This is a genomic window from Limnothrix sp. CMB-01 (genome assembly GCF_055193175.1).
In genome coordinates, this window is record NZ_CM143720.1 from 4,434,057 (window position 1) to 4,450,387 (window position 16,331).

Here is a 16,331-nt window from a genome sequence, read left to right on the forward strand (position 1 = left end):
GCCTGTATTAAATCATTCCTGATCCGTAGTCAAAACCACGGACTCAACCGATGAACTCCGCGCTCTGTGTTTATTTTGACCGGGTTGAATTGATGGCTGTTGTATGAATGGCCAGGCGATCGTGGCTTGGCTCAGGCTTGCTCCGCTGATCGTCGAGAGTCATTCCCTGACGCTGTTCTCAACAATCAAGACAACCTCAAGACAACCTTAAAATTAGCCACCAATCAATCTGGCAACAATAGTTATTGGTACAACTATTGGTGTTGAATCATAACTTTCAAGATAGTGATGCTCAACAGGATTGCGAGGGCCGTTACCTTTGGCAGCAAACTTTTGGAAATGAAATTGAACTACAAACTAATGGTTTATTCAATTGGCTGATTCAATTTCCTCAATAGCTGGCAAGTTGCCTGAAAGATAGAATTAAATCTGTATCCCAAAGCAATTGATCAAACTGCCTTTTTTTAATAGGTCAGACCTACAATTGAAATTCCAGATCAGGACATCAACATATGGCGATCGATCTTAAGCAAATGGCGCAGGAGTTGCGACGCGCTCCTATTCTTTCTGACTGTTCTGTACAAGAACTGGCGAGAGTTGTGCCCTATGCGGTCGAGCATTTTCTGGAAAATGGCCAAGCCCTATTCCAGTCAGGCAACCCTGCCTTAACCCTCTATTTTGTGCGCCGGGGCAAAGTGCAGCTTTGGGCTGGAGGGCGTGTCATTGCGGAGGTGGAGCATGGTTTTGTGGGCGAAGAGGCGGCCGTTTCCTCTGACTACTACATGGCCGACGCGATCGCGGTTGACAACACGGAAGTGATCGCCTTGCCCCGCGAGGCTATTACCAAAGTGGCCGGTGCTGGCACTCCAACCATCGATCGATTCTATGCTTCCCTGCTCAGTCATTACAGCGGACAGCCTAACCGAGAACTGGAGAGTCGATCGCCCATCAGTCAGCTCAAGCGCAATGATTGGGTTCAGTCCTGTGGTTGGATTTTGTCAGTGGTGATCCCCGGTATTTTGTACTTGATTTTGAGGGAAACTGCGGAATTTGACTGGAATTCTCAGATGTTTTTGATTGTACTCACATCCACCATTGTGATGTGGGTTTTTGGGATGGTTCCTGAATTTATTCCTGGTCTTTTTTGCATTCTGTCATTGCTAATTTTAGACATTGCTCCCAGTGAAGTTATTCTTTCTGGCTTTGCATCGGGCAGCTTTTTTATGGCGCTCAGCCTCTTTGGGTTAGGAGCTGTTTTGATGGGATCAGGATTAACCTATCGCCTAGTTTTATGGCTCTCTCGATTCATTCCTAAAACAGAAAGCTGGTATGCGACCGCTTTATTTTTAACCGGATTGGCAATGACCCCCATTTTGCCCTCGGCTAATGGTCGAATTGGTCTGTTGTCGCCAATTTTGACAGATACCATTGATGCCACAGGAGTCAAACCAGGTGGCAAAGCTGCCAGCCATCTCGCCTTTGCTGCTTTTAGCGGTGCTAGCCTGCTTTCCCATGTTTTTCTAAGCAGTAAGTCGGCTAATTTTGTAGTCTATGGCCTCTTGCCTTTACAAGTTCAACAACAATTTAGTTGGGTTTATTGGTTGCAAGCGAGTTTGGTGGTGGGGATCGTGACCCTAGTGCTGTATTTTATCTCCACAAAATTCCTGTTTAGTAATAATCAAGCCTTTGAAATTTCCCAACAACAGGTGGAAGCTCAGGTGGAAACCCTAGGGCCCTTGAGCAGCCAGGAGTGGATTTCGCTGGTCAGCACGATCGTGTTGTTGCTGGGAATTGTCACCGCATCCATTCACAAAATCCAATTGCCCTGGATTGGTTTGGGGGTTCTATTTCTGGTGCTATCGCTGGGGATTCTGAAAAAAAATGAATTTCGCACCCAAATCGACTGGCCATTTTTAATCTTATTAGGCAGTTTGGTTGGAATTGCAGAAGCCATGTCCTACTTAGGTCTCGACACTCACTTTGGTGGGTATCTGACTTGGCTCAGCGATTCTATGAAGTCCAACTTTCCCCTTTTTATTTTTTTATTGAGCCTGACAATTTTGGTTGTGCGGTTTGTGATCCCTAACACGACTGCCGTGGCAATTTTTGCCACAATATTAATCCCGATGGCAGAAAGCAACGGGGTAAATCCTTGGATTGTGGGAGCGATTATCCTAAATATCAGCGATGCCTGGTTTTTTCCTTACCAATGTTCCTACTACCTACAATTTCAGGAGCTATTGGACAAACAGCAACTTTTTAATGAGCGTTTAATTTTACGAGGCAATTTCCTGGCAACGCTGATTCGCTTCTTTTCAATCTATTTATCATTGGGATATTTCCGCACCCTTGGAATTCTCTAAATCGTTGCTGAAGACCATGAAATCAACTTTGAGAGACTCCTAAACGAGCATTCATCTGATCTTTGCTCTCAAATCTTTGTGCTCAAATCTTTGCGCTCAAAGCGATGACAGCTTAAGGCCGACCCACTTCTCCACTCATTCTCTAGCCATGTCACGATTTACCTGGAAGCTTTCTAACGTTAACCGCTGGGGCAAGCAGCTTCAAAAATTGCCCATTATTTTCTTTTTGATTTGCGCCTTGGTGTTCTTTGCCTTCAGCAATTCTAGTAAGCCGCGTGTATTGGTACTGAGCAGCTATGCCACAGACTTTGCCTGGACGAAGGACATTAATGTGGGGCTAAGCTGGACTCTGGATAAAAAGCCTTACTCGATTCAGTATCACTACATGGATACGAAGCGGAATCCTGGTGCGGCTTACAAGGAGAAGGCAGGGCAATTGGCTCGGCGGCTCATTGAGCGCTGGGAACCAAATGTGATTATTTCGATCGATGATAATGCTCAAGAGTTTGTCGCCAAGTATTTCAATAATCACCCCAAGATTGATATTGTCTACAGCGGGGTGAATGCGGAAGCCAGCGCCTACGGATTTGACAAAGCCAGCAATGTGACGGGCATTTTGGAGCGGATTCCCTTCCTTTCCTTGAAAGAGATTTTCCTGCAAATCTTGCCACCCGATCGCCGTCGCATTGTTCACTATTCCGATGACTCGGAAACATCGGAAGCCATTCACCAAGAAATGGCAGATTTTGACTGGCGACCGATCGACCTGATCGAACACCGAAAAGTGGCCACCTTTGAAGAGTGGAAGCAATTTATCAAGAATTCCGGCAAAATTGCTGACTTTTTGCTGATCACGCACTACCACACACTGCGCCGCTCCAGTACCGATGATACGGTGGTGTCGCCGAAGGAAGTGATGAAGTGGACGATCGAGAACTCACCAATTCCTGATATCGGATGTTGGGGATTTTATGTGGATGATGGCGGTATGTTGGCGGTTGGGATTTCGCCCTATGAGATGGGAGAAGTGGCCGGCAAAATGACAACGGAAATCTTGGAAAATCATCGTCGTCCCAGCGAAATTCCCAGCACGAAAAGCCAAAATTTTGTGATGTATATGCGGGAGTCGCGGCTCAAGCAATATGGCGTTGATCTCCCCAAGGTTTATAAGGACTTCGCCCACGCCACCAACCACTACTACCAATAGGCTGGCTGAGTCATTGGGGGCTTGAGCAATCAAGAAATTCAGTTGGGGTTTAGGGGATCCGAGTCACGGCCCCTAAACCCCTTTAATTTTGTAATTTTGGGTTGTAATTTTGGGTGTTTTGTCGAATCTTGGGCAGGTATTTAGGCTGGCGATGTGGGCCGACAGAGAACCTGCTCAGGTTCTGGCAGCGGGTTCTTGTTCGGTTTGCTGGGTTGGCTCGACTGGCTGGGTTGTGTTCAGTTGCGTTCAGTTGTGCTCAGACCTGCTCACGCTAACGGTGTGACCTATTCAGGGCGGCCCATTCAAGGCGACCAGCGAGAAATTTATGTTCAATCGCAGGGGTTTCTACGTAGAAGACTGGTGATTAATTTTACTTTGATTAATCTGCTTGGCTTTGCTCTCCCTGAGTAGCAATGGCTTAGCCAGGATATGTTGAGGGCACTCTTTTGAATACCAATCTTGAAATCTCAAGCTTAATGTCAGTGTAATTTTATGCGCTTGGGTCAAGATCTTTCAGCCTGAGACTAGGTTCGATCATAAAAGCCCATTGAAATTGGGTGGATCTTGTTAGAACCTTAAAGATGATTGTTAACTGCAATTTTGAAATTCTGTGGAAAATTACAGACCATTTTTTGTGAAATCTTGATGATGTTGCTTGATTTTTCTGCGGATTTTGAACCAGGAAGATTGAACAGTCAAGGGAAGGTGATCGCGAATTTGAGAATAGAAGACTGAGGATCTTTTGCTGTCTTGCTGGGCGCAGCTTGGAGCGATTGACCAGCACCCCTGACTCTGTTCCTGGGTAATGGGCGCTGGGTAAGATGAAGGTGGGGGTAAACACTCGCATCGCATTTCGCTAGCTGCGGATTCATGGCTGAAGACGAATCAAAGTCATGGTGGCCGCTGCTAAACCTACATTTTGAGTGTGTCTCTCTGAGGTTGTTTGTGAACCGCTGGCGTTGGAGTTGGAATCCGGCTCGCTGGAAAATTGCGCCCAAGCTGTCGGCGGCTTTGTTGGCTGCGTCGCTGCTGCCAATGAGTCTGACGGCGTTTTATAACCTTCGCCAAAGCCTGTATACGGTCAAAATGGCGGAGTACAAAAATCTGGAACTGTTGGCAAAAAGTGTGGCGGCCCGACTGGATCAGTTGCTGATTGACACGCAACGGGTGGGGATTCAGATGGCCAGCGCGCGGGATATTGTGCAATTTGCAGGGTCGGTAGCAGCCAAGGAACCTCCGGAAAAACAGAATTATTGGCGAATTTTGGCGGCTGAGGCGATCGCGAATGTTCGCAATTCCAATCCTGATTATTTTTCAGTGTTTCTGCTCGATCGCACGGGACGTTGTTTGGTTTCAACGAATCCCAGCAACATTGGCAAGTCCTACGCCTTTCGCAATTATTTCCAAGAAGCGCGCCAAGGCAAACTCTACATTTCGGAATGGACGGTGGGATCCACCACGGGTCAGCCGGGGATTTTCCTTTCGGTGCCGGTGGTGGCCAAGGGCACGCGCAATTTGCTGGGCGTGGTGGTGATTAAGCTGCGATCGGAGGCGGTGGGCCGCTTGCTCACCAGCTTGAACCAAAAGGAAGGCGGCTCTGCTTTCTTGGTCGATCAAAACGGAATTGTGATTGCCCATACGGATCGGCGTTGGCTCTATCGCAGCTTGTTGCCTTTGTCGCCTGTGCAGTTGCGCACGATCGACCCGAAAGTCCAGTTTGGCCTCGATCGAATTGAAAGTTTGAATTTGCCGGTGTTGGCGCGATCGCTGCAATTGCCCTCTGCCCCCACGGCTGCGTCATCGGCGGTTCCATTGCCCCCCATTACGCCCACCGCCACCCCAAACCAGTCAACGATGGAGCTGGGCCCGCCATCCTTCGGTAACATTGCCTATCGATCGCCCTTCACGGGCAAAACGGAAATCGTGGGTATGTCGGCTTTGGATATGCGGCCCTGGCGTTTGGCAATCACGGAGCCAGAGTCGGTTTTTGTCACGCCGCTGAATGCGTTGGCCCATCGCACCACGGCCAGTGTGTTCCTGGTGGGGGGAGCGGTGGCCCTGCTGGCCCTGGCCCTGGCCCGGAGTATTGTGCGGCCCTTGCACTTGCTCACCCGTGCGGCTCAGGAATTGCGGATGGGACAGTTTGACCGGGCCCATGTGGACATTCAGGGCACTGATGAGCTGGGTTTGTTGGCGGCCACCTTTAACCAAATGGTTTCCGGTTTGCGGGAGCGGGAACGGGAGCTGAATATTTTTGGGCGAATGGTGTCGCCTGTGGTGCGCGAACAACTATTGCGGGGTGGGGTGGAGCTAGGTGGGCAAACCTGCTGGGTTTCGGTGTTGTTTTCCGATATTCGGGGATTTTCGACCCTTTCCGAGCAGTTGGATCCCCAGGGGGTGGTGGAATTTTTAAATGAATATATGACGGCGATGACGGAGGCCGTTGCGCCTTGGGGCGGCTATATCAATAACTTCATTGGCGATGCGATCGTGGTGGTATTTGGCGCGCCCGTGCCCCAGCCGGATGCGGAGTGGTGTGCGGTGTCGGCGGCGTTGGCCATGCGCGATCGCCTGGCGGAGTTGAATGAACATCGGCGCGCCCGCGGCCAGGTACCGATCCAAAGCGGCATCGGCATTGGCACCGGTCAGGCGGTGGCGGGTCAAATTGGCTCGCTCGATCGCCTGATTTACACCGTCATTGGGGACGCGGTGAACATTGCTGCCCGCCTGGAAACCCTGACCAAACAGTTTCCGGACTATCCCATTTTGATTAATGAAACCACCGCCAAAGCCCTGCGTAACTATCCAGAGGTGGTGCTCCATTCCCTCGGCCCACAGCGTTTGAAAGGTCGCCATGAGCCGGTGGAGGTCTATGCACCGATGCGGGCCGAAAGTGTGGTGAGCAGCGGCTCGGCGCGATCGATCGATTTGGCGGGCGATCTGCCCAGCGATCTGACAGGCGATCTGACAAGCGATCGACCACAGCATCGCCAATCTGCCCCCAGTTAACCCAGGAGCACCATCCAGGCGATCGTCCACACGATTTGGACCAATTTAGACCAATAGCGGTCAGCGTTTTCCTTGCCAGAGTCGCCCCTAGACCAGGTGGCGCAAAACGCGGATCAGCGTGCCCTGGGGCGGCAGATTTTCCGGCCGCAGGGTCATGGTTTCCGTGTTCAAAGTTTGGATGTCGTAGCCGCTCATCAAGTTCAAGAAGGCCTCTAGCCCATCCAGATCGCATTGGCTATCGGCCGCCGCCGTGCGGTATTGGCTGGGGATCACCACCTTGGGTTGCAACGACTCGATCGCCCGTTTTGCTTCCTCAGCGTTATAGGCCTTCGCCCCGCCGCCCACCGGCACAATGGCCACATCGGGCCGCCCCATCAGAATTTTTTCTTCCACTCCCAAAGGAGCCGCAATGCCGCCCAAGTGCAGGATGGAGATGCCCCCCTGCTTCCAGCGCCAAACTACATTGTCGCCAAATCGCCGCCCCCCAAACCGATCGTGGGCGGTGCGAATGCCTTGGAATTGGTTACCGCGAAACTCAAACGTTCCTGGCTCAAACAGCAAACTGGGATTGCCCGGCAGATTGCTGACAAATCCCTCATCAAGCAGTTGGCTGCTGATGGTCACGAGGTCGGCGGTGAAATTGGGCGATCGATAACCAGCAGTGCAACCCAGGGTGTTGAAAGGATTACTCAGAATCCGCAGCCCACCCCCGGTGAAGGCAAAGCAAGTGTGGCCCAAGGACTGAATCGTTAAGCCATCGGCGGCTTGGGCTGAGGTTGCACGGCTCCCGATCGCACTGGCCAGGGCGGCCCCTGCACCCATCAGGCCATATCGCAGAATTTGCCGCCGATTGATCCACCGATCCATAAAATTCCTCGCACCGTTTGAGATTGATTAGGGATTGAATTGATTAGAGACTGAGTTGATCTGAATTTGAATGGGAACTTCAGGGACGCTTTGGGAAATCGTGTTGAAAACTCCCTTTGGGAAACGCTCTGAAAACTCTTTGGATGAACTCTTTGGGTAAATTTTTGGGGTGAACTTCTGGGGTGAACTTTTTGGAAACGCTTTGCGTACTCATCAAAGCGATCGAATCAACACGAGCGACCCGATCGACCGCAGAAACCAGGAGCCAGGATACTCAGGATTCTTAGACCAAAGCGGCGGATTGGTGGAACTGGGCCACCGCCGTCAGCCAATTCGAGAGCAGTTGCTTACCGGCATTGGTCAGAATACTTTCGGGATGAAACTGAACCCCTTCAATGTGGGGATAGTCCCGATGGCGTACGCCCATAATGGTTCCGTCAGCCACCCAAGCGGTAATTTCTAACTGTTCCGGGCAGCTTTCTCGCTCAATGACCAAACTATGATAGCGAGTCGCGGTCATGGGAGATTCAATGCCCTGAAAGACTCCCACATTGCGATGCTCGATCGGGGAGGTTTTGCCATGCATCAGTTCCGGCGCACGCACCACCTTGCCCCCAAATACTTGGCCAATACTTTGGTGACCCAAACAAACTCCAAACACCGGCAGAGTTGGCCCCAACTCCCGAATGATATCTAGGGAAATTCCCGCTTCGTCCGGTGTGCCGGGGCCGGGCGAAATGGTGATGCCATCGGGCTTCAGTTCCCGAATTTGATCTAGGGTGATCTTATCGTTGCGAAAAACCTGAATATCCCGAGCGATCGGGTGGGTTTGGCCCAACTCGCCAAAGTATTGAACGAGGTTGTAAGTGAAACTGTCGTAGTTGTCGATGACAAGGACGGTCATGGCGGGCGATCGGGAAGGGATGCAGTGCCAGAAGCGATCGGGCGATCGCCATTCTGAACCTAGGGTTTAACTATACCGGCATCGGCTTCGATCGACACGGACTCTTTGGCCAGTGGCTCCGGACAAAGGGCCCATCACCTCCAGCGCCCAACCCTCCCGAACACCCGAGGCAATTGGTTTTCGGCCAGCGACCCACAGGCGATCCGAGATTGACATCAATGATTGGCATCCATGATTGACATCAATTTCGCGCCCCTCCTATGGCTTTAAATGCCTTGCCCAACAACCTTGGCTACTCTTTTCCCAGCGGTTCTCCTCCGCCACCATTTCAACGTTAGCGACGACCTCCTGACGGCCACAATTTCCCGATCAACAAACCAATCACAAACACCGCCAATTCATAGCCACCGACCAGACCCAGCAACACCAGAAAAACCGCAAAAACACCCACAGCCGGATAATCAACGACCATCTTTTTAGATAAAAGTTGGGTGCGATACCGTTCATAGGATTGTGAATAGGCCTCCGGGGTAAGGGATAAACCCTTTTGATAATCCTGTTGGCTTACCTTCAGAAATAACTGGCTGAATCCTCCTGTCACGAGCAACAACACAATCAGCTTGGCCAAGAGCCGATTTCTAGTCGATGTTTGAAAAGTAATGGTGTTGGCGGCTGCAACCGTAACTGGATGATTGGTTGAATTGCCTGATGGATGATTTCCTGGATGATTTGTAGGATTTTCAGGAATGTTTTCGGAAGTGTTTTTGGAAATGTTTCCGGGAGTATTTTCGGGCTGAGTATCTGCGTTGGAACGGTCATTCGTCATCGATCGATCCCCCTATCTTGATTCAACTGAGCGGTGAGCGGCTGAGTTGTCATCTCGAGTCATCCTCTACGGTTATCCCCTGGCCGCACAAAATTGGCCAAGCTTTTTAGAATGGGAGATGGTTCCCGCTCATCCCTGCCTCCCTGAAACAGTGCTATGACCCTTGCCCTGCCTAATCCTCAGCCCCGATCGCCCATTCCCGATCGCCCGCCAGTTATTCAACTCTCCGAGATCTACAAAATCTATGGCAGCGACAACACTGAGGTACGCGCCTTGAATGGGGTCAACTTGGTGGTGGAAAGTGGTGAATATTGCTCAATTATGGGCGCATCGGGTTCCGGCAAATCCACCATGATGAACGTGATTGGTTGCCTCGATCGCCCCAGTTCTGGGCGCTATCAGCTCGATGGCATTGACGTGGCCGAATTGAACGAAAAAGACCTAGCCACGGTGCGCAATCGCAAGCTGGGGTTTGTGTTTCAGCAATTTCACCTGCTGCCCCAACTGAGCGCCCTGGAAAATGTCATGTTGCCGATGGTCTATGCGGGTGTGCCCAGCGGGGAGCGACGACAGCGGGCCCTGGACGCTTTGGGCCGCGTGGGTTTGGGGAATCGGGTGAACAATCGACCCAACCAACTGTCTGGGGGGCAGCAACAGCGGGTGGCCATTGCACGCGCGATTGTGAACCGCCCGATCGTGCTGTTGGCCGACGAACCAACCGGCGCATTGGACACCAAAACCACCCAAGAAGTGCTGGATATTTTTGAAGAATTAAACCAGAGCGGCATGACTGTGGTGATGGTGACCCACGAACCGGAGGTGGCCCGTCGGACTCATCGTGTGGTTTGGTTTCGGGATGGGCAGGTTTTGCACGATCGCCTCCATCCCGAAGATTTGGGACAAGTGACCGCCGTTGCTTAAAGGGCTGGATCCATCAGCGATCGTGACGATTCATTCTATCAAGAAAGCCAAAGAAATCGACCTTCCCTAAATCTGGGGCTGAGGTTCCTCAAAAAGCTTTAGCCAAACTGCCAGTTCTGGAGGGATTTCGCGTCGTTTGCGAGTTTCTTGGTCAATGCAAACATGGCGCGTGAATGCCTGAGCCGTGTGGAAATCCCGCTGCGATCCTTCAAAAAAGAATTCATATTCACATCGAAATTCGCTTTCTTGGATGGCATAAACTCGCATCACAATTTCCAGGCGATCGCCACAGGACATGGGCTGAAAAAATTTCGCTCCCGTTTCCACAATTGGCATTACCCAAGGCTGCGATCGGCTGAAAAAGTGTTTGGCATTAACCCCTGAAGCCATCAACGAGGTTTCATAGACTTCGTGGGCCCATTCCAATAGCCGCGAAAAATACATTACCCCTGCGGCATCGGTTTCGCCAAAGCGAACGGTACGATGATAGGTAAAAGCCATGAATGATAATTTGAATTGATTAATATGAATAATAAATTGAATTGATTAAATTAAACGTCAGTCTGAGTGGCTGCGGGATGGCTAATATTTAAGGGTGCGATCGCTGGGAGACTCGGATGGCTCGATCAATGTGGCGGTTGGCGGTCATGGAATTCACTCTGGCTTTAACTGGCGAGGAAATTGGTTGAGCCAAGGGAATAGCCGCTGGGGAACAACAACTTCGGTGCGATCGCGCCCTTGTCCCTCATCGTATCGGCACTTTAGCGGCTTTAGGGGTTGACATTCCGTGGGTTTAGTATTGCTCAACTCATAAACTACTACAAACTATCGAAAATCAGATTTTGAAGAAAGCATAAGATACCTGTCATTGCTTGAAACTGCATGATAAGGTATTCAGAGTTGGCACTTCAAAAGTGTGTTTAGAAATGCAGGCAAGTAAGCATGAATGAACTGCCAGAGCAAGACACTGAAGCTCTATATTCTCAATATCTACAGCAACAGCCGGTAGAAACGCAACAGGAAGGAGATGATCTAAAAGAATACCTTCTTGAAATAGAAGAGCGATTGGATAAATTGGAAAATCAATTTGAAAAACTAGAAAATATAGTCAGGAAGATTGTTGGCAAGTTGAAATAGTTCTTGTGAAGCAATTCATGATTTTGCGGGACAAGTATTGCCTAACTAGTAGGGTGGGCGATGTACACCTACAGTCCATACTGAAGCAGTTTGATCATGTTTCGGGAACGGGTGATTATTGCATTCAAGCTGATGCGTGGCAGGCTTTCTAGGATGCGTGACTTTAAATCTCTCAGGCGATCAAGTTCTCCTGAATAGCTAGGAAGCGTTAGCAGTTGTCGATCAAGCGCAACATTGAAATAGCTCAAGATATCTTGGGGCGCAAAGTTGAGCTTGAAATAATCCGCAAAGCTGTAGGCGCGATCGGGCTGAATAATTGGTAGTTTGGGCATGGTCTTGAGTAATTGGCTATGAAGCGTTGACTTAAGGATAGCCAGTCAAGACCGTAATGGTCGCCATTACTCCCAACGGTTTACGTTGAAGAACAAGCCGTCACCGATCGCCTTGCCAGCCATCGCTGAAATGATTCTGGACTTTCAGAAGATTTTTTGCCCAGCAATAGACCCGCAATGCCAATATCTTCATCGAGTTCTGGCCAGTGAATGCCGAAACCTGCACCGCTGATTTGAAAATTTTGGCGCTCTGCTTCTGTGCCGTGAACCAATCGAGGATACCAGGCGATCGGAACCGATAGAACTCGCCCATCCTCTAATTCCAAAATCAAGTAATCGTCATTGAGATTTACGCCCATAATTCGCTTCGACATCATAGAATTTTATACAATGGATAGACCGTATACAATTGCAAGCTAATGACATTCCAGGAATTACAAACCCAAGTTCTTCAACTGTCGCTGGATCATCGGTGGCAACTCGTACAGCTTTTACTAGAGTCCTTGAAACAGGAAATTCGATCGCCTTTCAAGCAATCTAGTTTGTCGCGCTTGAGAGGGATCGCTAAATTGCCAGAGCTTAATGCAACTGCTGATTCTGGAAGTTATACAAATTACTTAGCTCAAAAATATCAGTAATGTCTGATTATTCATCCTGACTTGGTAACAAGTTGATTAGCATACGGAGTAACTGAGGAATATTGCGTTCAATGACTTGCCAAACAATATCCAAATCAATTCGATCATATTGATGAGCAACGATGTCTCGCATTCCAGCCATATCATCCCACGGCACTTCTGGATGTTGTGCTCGAAACTCGCGAGATAATCGTTTTGTTGCCTCTCCCATGATTGCAATCTGGTACAGAATTGCAGATTGTGTTCGCAAATCTGACTCTAACTGATCACGATCGAGTTCTTGAGCAAACTGTAAAATTAATTGCCCTGCCTGAACGATATCAATCAGTGATGCACTATCCCGCGACATAAACAACTTGGGCTGTTTCTAGAATTTCTTTTCGGCGAATCCAGTTATGGCTTTGCTCAATTGATTTTTTGGTCAATAGATCAATCTTGCGTCCTAGCAATGTTTGCAGTTCACGCTTCATTTGAACTAGCTCTAAAATTCCCCAAGTTGAACCGTCCTCAAAACTGACCATGACATCAATATCACTGTCTGGTCGGAAGTCGTCTCGTAGAACAGACCCAAAAAACGAAAACTCTTGAATCTGCCATTTTTGGCAAAAGGCGATCAGTGCCTGCTGAGGAATCTGAATCTTCAACGGCTGCTTCAACATACCTTTGTCGTGCCGATGGCTTGAGGGTTCAGCGATATAGTCCGTTATACCAGCTCCTCGATTCAACCATTCGTTGGCATCCGGCTTAACCATTGAAGGCTGAATTAAAAGGTCTGCCCATTCGCGCATCGCGATCGATTTGGACGATCGCCCCGTTGACCCTTGCTGTCGCTTTAAGCACCGTGCACCGGACTTCCTAGAATGGAAGATAAGCACCGGAACGCTTTGAGAGGCTCGCACACCGTGGTTGCAACTGTCCCCAATTCTTACGAAGACCGCACCCAATCGATCGCCCGTGAACTGATTCAAGCCACCCAAACCAAAAAAGGCTTCCTGGCCCAAATGCGCGACCAGATGAAGCTCGATGACAAGCTGATGGATTGGACGATGAGCAATCCCGGCTTGAAAGTGCAATTGTTTCGGTTCATCGACTGCCTGCCCGCGTTGCAATCGAACCCCGAAATTGCCGCCCACCTGCGGGAATATTTGACCACGGAAGAGGTGGAGCTGCCCGACTTGCTGAAGGGGTTGCTGAATTTTTCTGACCCCGGTTCGATGCCTGGTCAGGTGGCGGCGACGACGGTGAGCACGGCCGTGAAGACGTTGGCGCAAAAGTACATTTCCGGGGAGACGATCGAGCAGGCGATTCGGACGATCGAGCGGTTGCGGAAGGACAAAATGGCCTTCACCGTCGATTTGCTTGGTGAGGCGGTGATCACGGAAGTGGAGGCCCAGCAGTACCTCGATCGCTACTTGGATTTGATGGAACAGTTGGCGACGGCGGCCCAGCGCTGGCCGACGATCGCCCAGATCGACGAGGCGGACGGTCAGCCCCTGCCCAAGGTGCAAGTGTCCGTGAAGCTGACGGCGTTCTATTCCCAGTTTGACCCGCTGGATGTGGCCGGATCGCAGGCGAAAACGGCCGATCGGGCGCGGGTGTTGCTGCGGCGGGCCAAGGAATTGGGCGCGGCGGTTCACTTCGACATGGAGCAATACAAATATAAGGATGCGACGCTGGCGGCGTTGAAAGCGGTGTTGATGGAGCCGGAGTTTCGCGATCGCACCGATATTGGTCTGACGTTGCAAGCCTATTTGCGCGATTCCTACGCCGATTTGCAGGGCGTGGTGGCCTGGGCCAAGGAGCGCGGCACGCCCGTGACCGTGCGGCTGGTGAAGGGAGCCTATTGGGATCAGGAAACGATCCAATCGGTGCAAAAGGATTGGCCCCAACCGGTGTTTAACGACAAGGCGGCCACCGATGCCAACTACGAAGCGATGACCCAACTGCTGCTGGAGAGCCATGCTCACTTGTATGGGGCGTTGGGAACCCACAATGCTCGATCGGCTGCGAAGGCGATCGCGGTGGCGGAAAAGGTGGGCGCGCCCCGGCGGGCCTTTGAGCTGCAAGTGCTCTACGGCATGGCGGACAAACTGGGCAAAACCCTGGCGGACAAAGGCTATCGGGTGCGGGTCTATTGCCCCTACGGCGACTTGATCCCCGGCATGGCGTACTTGATTCGGCGGCTGTTGGAGAACACGGCCAATTCGTCGTTTTTGCGCCAAAGCAGCCTCGGGGAGCGGGAACTGAACGAGCTGGCCGCCGCGCCGCAGCCGAATGATGCGGCCTATGAAACGGCGGTTCCCTTTGCCAATGCGCCGGATACGGACTATTCGCGGCAGAATTTGCGCGATCCGGCCCTGGCGGCGATCGCCCAGGTGCGCGGTCAATTGGGCCAGCTTTACCGGCCGCTGATTGCCGGTCGGCGGGTGGAAACCAGCGAAACGATCACCTCGGAAAATCCCTCGAAGCCCCAGGAGCTGATCGGCAAGGTGGGGCTGGCCAGCATTGAGCAGGCCGACGAGGCGATCGCAGCGGCCAAGGCAGCCTTCCCGGCCTGGAAAGCCACACCGGCCCAGCAACGGGCGGCGATCCTGAGAAAGGCGGCTGACCTGATGGAAGCGCGGCGGGCGGAGTTGTCGGCTTGGGTTTGCTTGGAAGTGGGCAAAGCTTTGCGCCAAGCGGATCCCGAAGTGTCCGAGGCGATCGACTTTTGCCGCTACTACGCCGACGAAATGGAGCGGCTAGAGGCGGGCGTGGCTTACGACTACCCCGGCGAAACCAACCGCTACCACTACCAACCGAAGGGGATCACGTTGGTGATTTCGCCCTGGAATTTCCCCCTGGCGATCCCGGTGGGCATGACCGTGGCTTCGCTGGTGACGGGCAATTGCACGATCCTGAAACCCGCCGAAACCTCCTCGGTAATCGCCGCCAAATTCATCGAAATTCTGGTGGAAGCGGGCATTCCCGATGGCGTGCTGCAATACGTCCCGGCGCGTGGCTCCACGGCGGGGGCGCACATGGTCAAGCACCCGGATGTACACACGATCGTCTTCACCGGCTCCCAGGAAGTGGGCTGCTGGATCTATGCCAATGCGGCGATTTTGCAACCGGGTCAGAAGCACCTGAAGCGGGTGATCGCGGAGATGGGCGGCAAAAATGCGATCGTCGTGGATGAGAGCGCCGACCTGGATCAGGCGGTGCAGGGCGTGGTGGATTCGGCCTTTGGCTACAGCGGCCAAAAGTGCTCGGCTTGCTCCCGGGCGATCGTGCTTGCGCCGATTTACGAGGCGTTTGTGGAGCGGCTGGTGGAGGCGGTCAAGTCCCTAAACATTGGCCCGGCGGATGATCCGAGCGTCAAGGTGGGGCCGGTGATTGATGGCACGTCCCAAGCCCGGATCCGCGACTACATTGCCAAGGGCAAGGCGGAATCGACGCTGGCGATCGAGTTGCCGGCCCCCGAGGGTGGCTATTTTGTGGGGCCGACGGTGTTCCGCGATGTGCCCCCGACGGCGGCGATCGCCCAGGAGGAGATCTTTGGGCCGGTGTTGGCAGTGATTAAGGCGGAGACGTTCGAGCAAGCCCTGGCGATCGCGAACGGGACGCAATTTGCGCTCACGGGGGGTCTCTATTCGCGCACGCCATCGCACATCGATCGGGCGGCTCGGGAGTTCGAGGTGGGTAACTTATATATCAACCGGAACATTACGGGGGCGATCGTGGCGCGGCAACCGTTCGGCGGGTTCAAGCTCTCGGGGGTTGGCTCGAAGGCGGGCGGCCCGGACTATCTGTTGCAATTCCTGGAGCCGCGTGTGGTGACGGAAAACGTCCAGCGCCAAGGCTTTGCGCCGGTCGAGGGCTTTGAGTAGGGGCGATCAGCCATAATCGCGAGAGGGGGGCGCACTAGTATGCGCCCCAGCGTAGGTAAGTTAAAGTTTTAAAAAATGAGATGAATGAGCGTATCAAGACAAAACTTATCTCTTGTGATGCTATGATCTAGCGAGGCAGTAATTATGATAAATCTTGCATAAATTCTTTTTGGCTAGAACAATACTATGGCATTCAGTCCTGACAGAAAATTAGACTTGCTAAGTGGTTCTCATAAATTCAGTTTAATTACCCTGTAG

14 protein-coding genes are annotated in these 16,331 nt (G+C 51.7%); 6 read left to right on the plus strand and 8 right to left on the minus strand.

The genetic code is table 11. From position 1 onward, the window contains the following. The first annotated feature begins 512 nt into the window (after positions 1-512). The 3 genes from ACZA91_RS18305 to ACZA91_RS18315 all read left to right on the plus strand — a co-directional run bounded on the left by ACZA91_RS18305 (position 513) and on the right by ACZA91_RS18315 (position 6,579). The gene (locus ACZA91_RS18305) at positions 513-2,363 is read left to right on the plus strand and encodes an SLC13 family permease (RefSeq protein ID WP_463183934.1); all 1,851 of its coding nucleotides are present in this window, start codon (positions 513-515) and stop codon (positions 2,361-2,363) included. 148 nt (positions 2,364-2,511) lie between these two features. Then, entirely contained in the window at positions 2,512-3,570 is a 1,059-nt protein-coding gene (locus ACZA91_RS18310; protein WP_099531952.1) for an ABC transporter substrate-binding protein, read from the plus strand. A 945-nt stretch (positions 3,571-4,515) separates the two neighbouring features. Beyond that, positions 4,516-6,579: a cache domain-containing protein gene (locus tag ACZA91_RS18315; RefSeq protein ID WP_463183936.1), complete on the plus strand. Its 2,064-nt coding sequence runs from the start codon at positions 4,516-4,518 to the stop codon at positions 6,577-6,579. Between the two features lie 87 nt (positions 6,580-6,666). On the opposite strand, the gene ACZA91_RS18320 is transcribed toward ACZA91_RS18315, so the two are convergent. The 3 genes from ACZA91_RS18320 to ACZA91_RS18330 all read right to left on the minus strand — a co-directional run bounded on the left by ACZA91_RS18320 (position 6,667) and on the right by ACZA91_RS18330 (position 9,176). Further along, complete coding sequence (locus tag ACZA91_RS18320) at positions 6,667-7,434, minus strand: MBL fold metallo-hydrolase (RefSeq protein ID WP_463186475.1); 768 nt, start codon at positions 7,432-7,434, stop codon at positions 6,667-6,669. Positions 7,435-7,729: 295 nt separating this feature from the next. Then, positions 7,730-8,350, minus strand: coding sequence for an anthranilate synthase component II (locus tag ACZA91_RS18325; protein ID WP_190355058.1), 621 nt, complete (start codon positions 8,348-8,350; stop codon positions 7,730-7,732). 334 nt (positions 8,351-8,684) lie between these two features. Then, positions 8,685-9,176, minus strand: coding sequence for a hypothetical protein (locus ACZA91_RS18330; protein ID WP_463183939.1), 492 nt, complete (start codon positions 9,174-9,176; stop codon positions 8,685-8,687). Positions 9,177-9,332: 156 nt separating this feature from the next. On the opposite strand from ACZA91_RS18330, the gene ACZA91_RS18335 reads away from it, so the two are divergent. Then, positions 9,333-10,097, plus strand: coding sequence for an ABC transporter ATP-binding protein (locus ACZA91_RS18335; protein WP_099531948.1), 765 nt, complete (start codon positions 9,333-9,335; stop codon positions 10,095-10,097). Between the two features lie 66 nt (positions 10,098-10,163). On the opposite strand, the gene ACZA91_RS18340 is transcribed toward ACZA91_RS18335, so the two are convergent. Further along, the gene (locus ACZA91_RS18340) at positions 10,164-10,598 is read right to left on the minus strand and encodes an acyl-CoA thioesterase (RefSeq protein WP_099531947.1); all 435 of its coding nucleotides are present in this window, start codon (positions 10,596-10,598) and stop codon (positions 10,164-10,166) included. Between the two features lie 441 nt (positions 10,599-11,039). On the opposite strand from ACZA91_RS18340, the gene ACZA91_RS18345 reads away from it, so the two are divergent. Further along, complete coding sequence (locus ACZA91_RS18345) at positions 11,040-11,234, plus strand: hypothetical protein (RefSeq protein ID WP_463183941.1); 195 nt, start codon at positions 11,040-11,042, stop codon at positions 11,232-11,234. A 68-nt stretch (positions 11,235-11,302) separates the two neighbouring features. Here the strand turns inward: ACZA91_RS18345 and ACZA91_RS18350 are convergent, their stop codons facing one another. From ACZA91_RS18350 to ACZA91_RS18365, 4 genes are all read right to left on the minus strand, one after another. Further along, positions 11,303-11,566, minus strand: a complete 264-nt coding sequence (locus tag ACZA91_RS18350) for a hypothetical protein (RefSeq protein ID WP_190530614.1) — start codon at positions 11,564-11,566, stop codon at positions 11,303-11,305. A gap of 80 nt (positions 11,567-11,646) precedes the next feature. Further along, positions 11,647-11,943, minus strand: coding sequence for a DUF2442 domain-containing protein (locus ACZA91_RS18355; RefSeq protein ID WP_463183943.1), 297 nt, complete (start codon positions 11,941-11,943; stop codon positions 11,647-11,649). A gap of 268 nt (positions 11,944-12,211) precedes the next feature. Then, a complete protein-coding gene (locus ACZA91_RS18360; RefSeq protein ID WP_190355063.1) occupies positions 12,212-12,553 on the minus strand; it encodes a HepT-like ribonuclease domain-containing protein in 342 nt (113 codons plus the stop codon). Next, positions 12,540-12,863: a nucleotidyltransferase family protein gene (locus tag ACZA91_RS18365; RefSeq protein WP_190355165.1), complete on the minus strand. Its 324-nt coding sequence runs from the start codon at positions 12,861-12,863 to the stop codon at positions 12,540-12,542. The genes ACZA91_RS18360 and ACZA91_RS18365 overlap by 14 nt, the downstream gene beginning before the upstream one ends. Before the next feature lie 243 nt (positions 12,864-13,106). Between ACZA91_RS18365 and pruA the strand changes: the two genes are divergently transcribed. After that, the gene (gene pruA, locus ACZA91_RS18370; RefSeq protein WP_463183946.1) at positions 13,107-16,073 is read left to right on the plus strand and encodes an L-glutamate gamma-semialdehyde dehydrogenase; all 2,967 of its coding nucleotides are present in this window, start codon (positions 13,107-13,109) and stop codon (positions 16,071-16,073) included. The last annotated feature ends 258 nt before the right edge of the window (positions 16,074-16,331 follow it).

What these genes read in the sequence shown, in the direction of transcription:
- ACZA91_RS18305 (WP_463183934.1), top strand. Translation starts at nt 513, where the DNA reads ATGGCGATCGATCTTAAGCAAATGGCGCAGGAGTTGCGACGCGCTCCT.
- ACZA91_RS18310 (WP_099531952.1), top strand. Translation starts at nt 2,512, where the DNA reads ATGTCACGATTTACCTGGAAGCTTTCTAACGTTAACCGCTGGGGCAAG.
- ACZA91_RS18325 (WP_190355058.1), bottom strand. Translation starts at nt 8,350, where the DNA reads ATGACCGTCCTTGTCATCGACAACTACGACAGTTTCACTTACAACCTC.
- ACZA91_RS18330 (WP_463183939.1), bottom strand. Translation starts at nt 9,176, where the DNA reads ATGACGAATGACCGTTCCAACGCAGATACTCAGCCCGAAAATACTCCC.
- ACZA91_RS18335 (WP_099531948.1), top strand. Translation starts at nt 9,333, where the DNA reads ATGACCCTTGCCCTGCCTAATCCTCAGCCCCGATCGCCCATTCCCGAT.
- ACZA91_RS18340 (WP_099531947.1), bottom strand. Translation starts at nt 10,598, where the DNA reads ATGGCTTTTACCTATCATCGTACCGTTCGCTTTGGCGAAACCGATGCC.
- ACZA91_RS18345 (WP_463183941.1), top strand. Translation starts at nt 11,040, where the DNA reads ATGAATGAACTGCCAGAGCAAGACACTGAAGCTCTATATTCTCAATAT.
- ACZA91_RS18350 (WP_190530614.1), bottom strand. Translation starts at nt 11,566, where the DNA reads ATGCCCAAACTACCAATTATTCAGCCCGATCGCGCCTACAGCTTTGCG.
- ACZA91_RS18355 (WP_463183943.1), bottom strand. Translation starts at nt 11,943, where the DNA reads ATGATGTCGAAGCGAATTATGGGCGTAAATCTCAATGACGATTACTTG.
- ACZA91_RS18360 (WP_190355063.1), bottom strand. Translation starts at nt 12,553, where the DNA reads ATGTCGCGGGATAGTGCATCACTGATTGATATCGTTCAGGCAGGGCAA.
- ACZA91_RS18365 (WP_190355165.1), bottom strand. Translation starts at nt 12,863, where the DNA reads ATGTTGAAGCAGCCGTTGAAGATTCAGATTCCTCAGCAGGCACTGATC.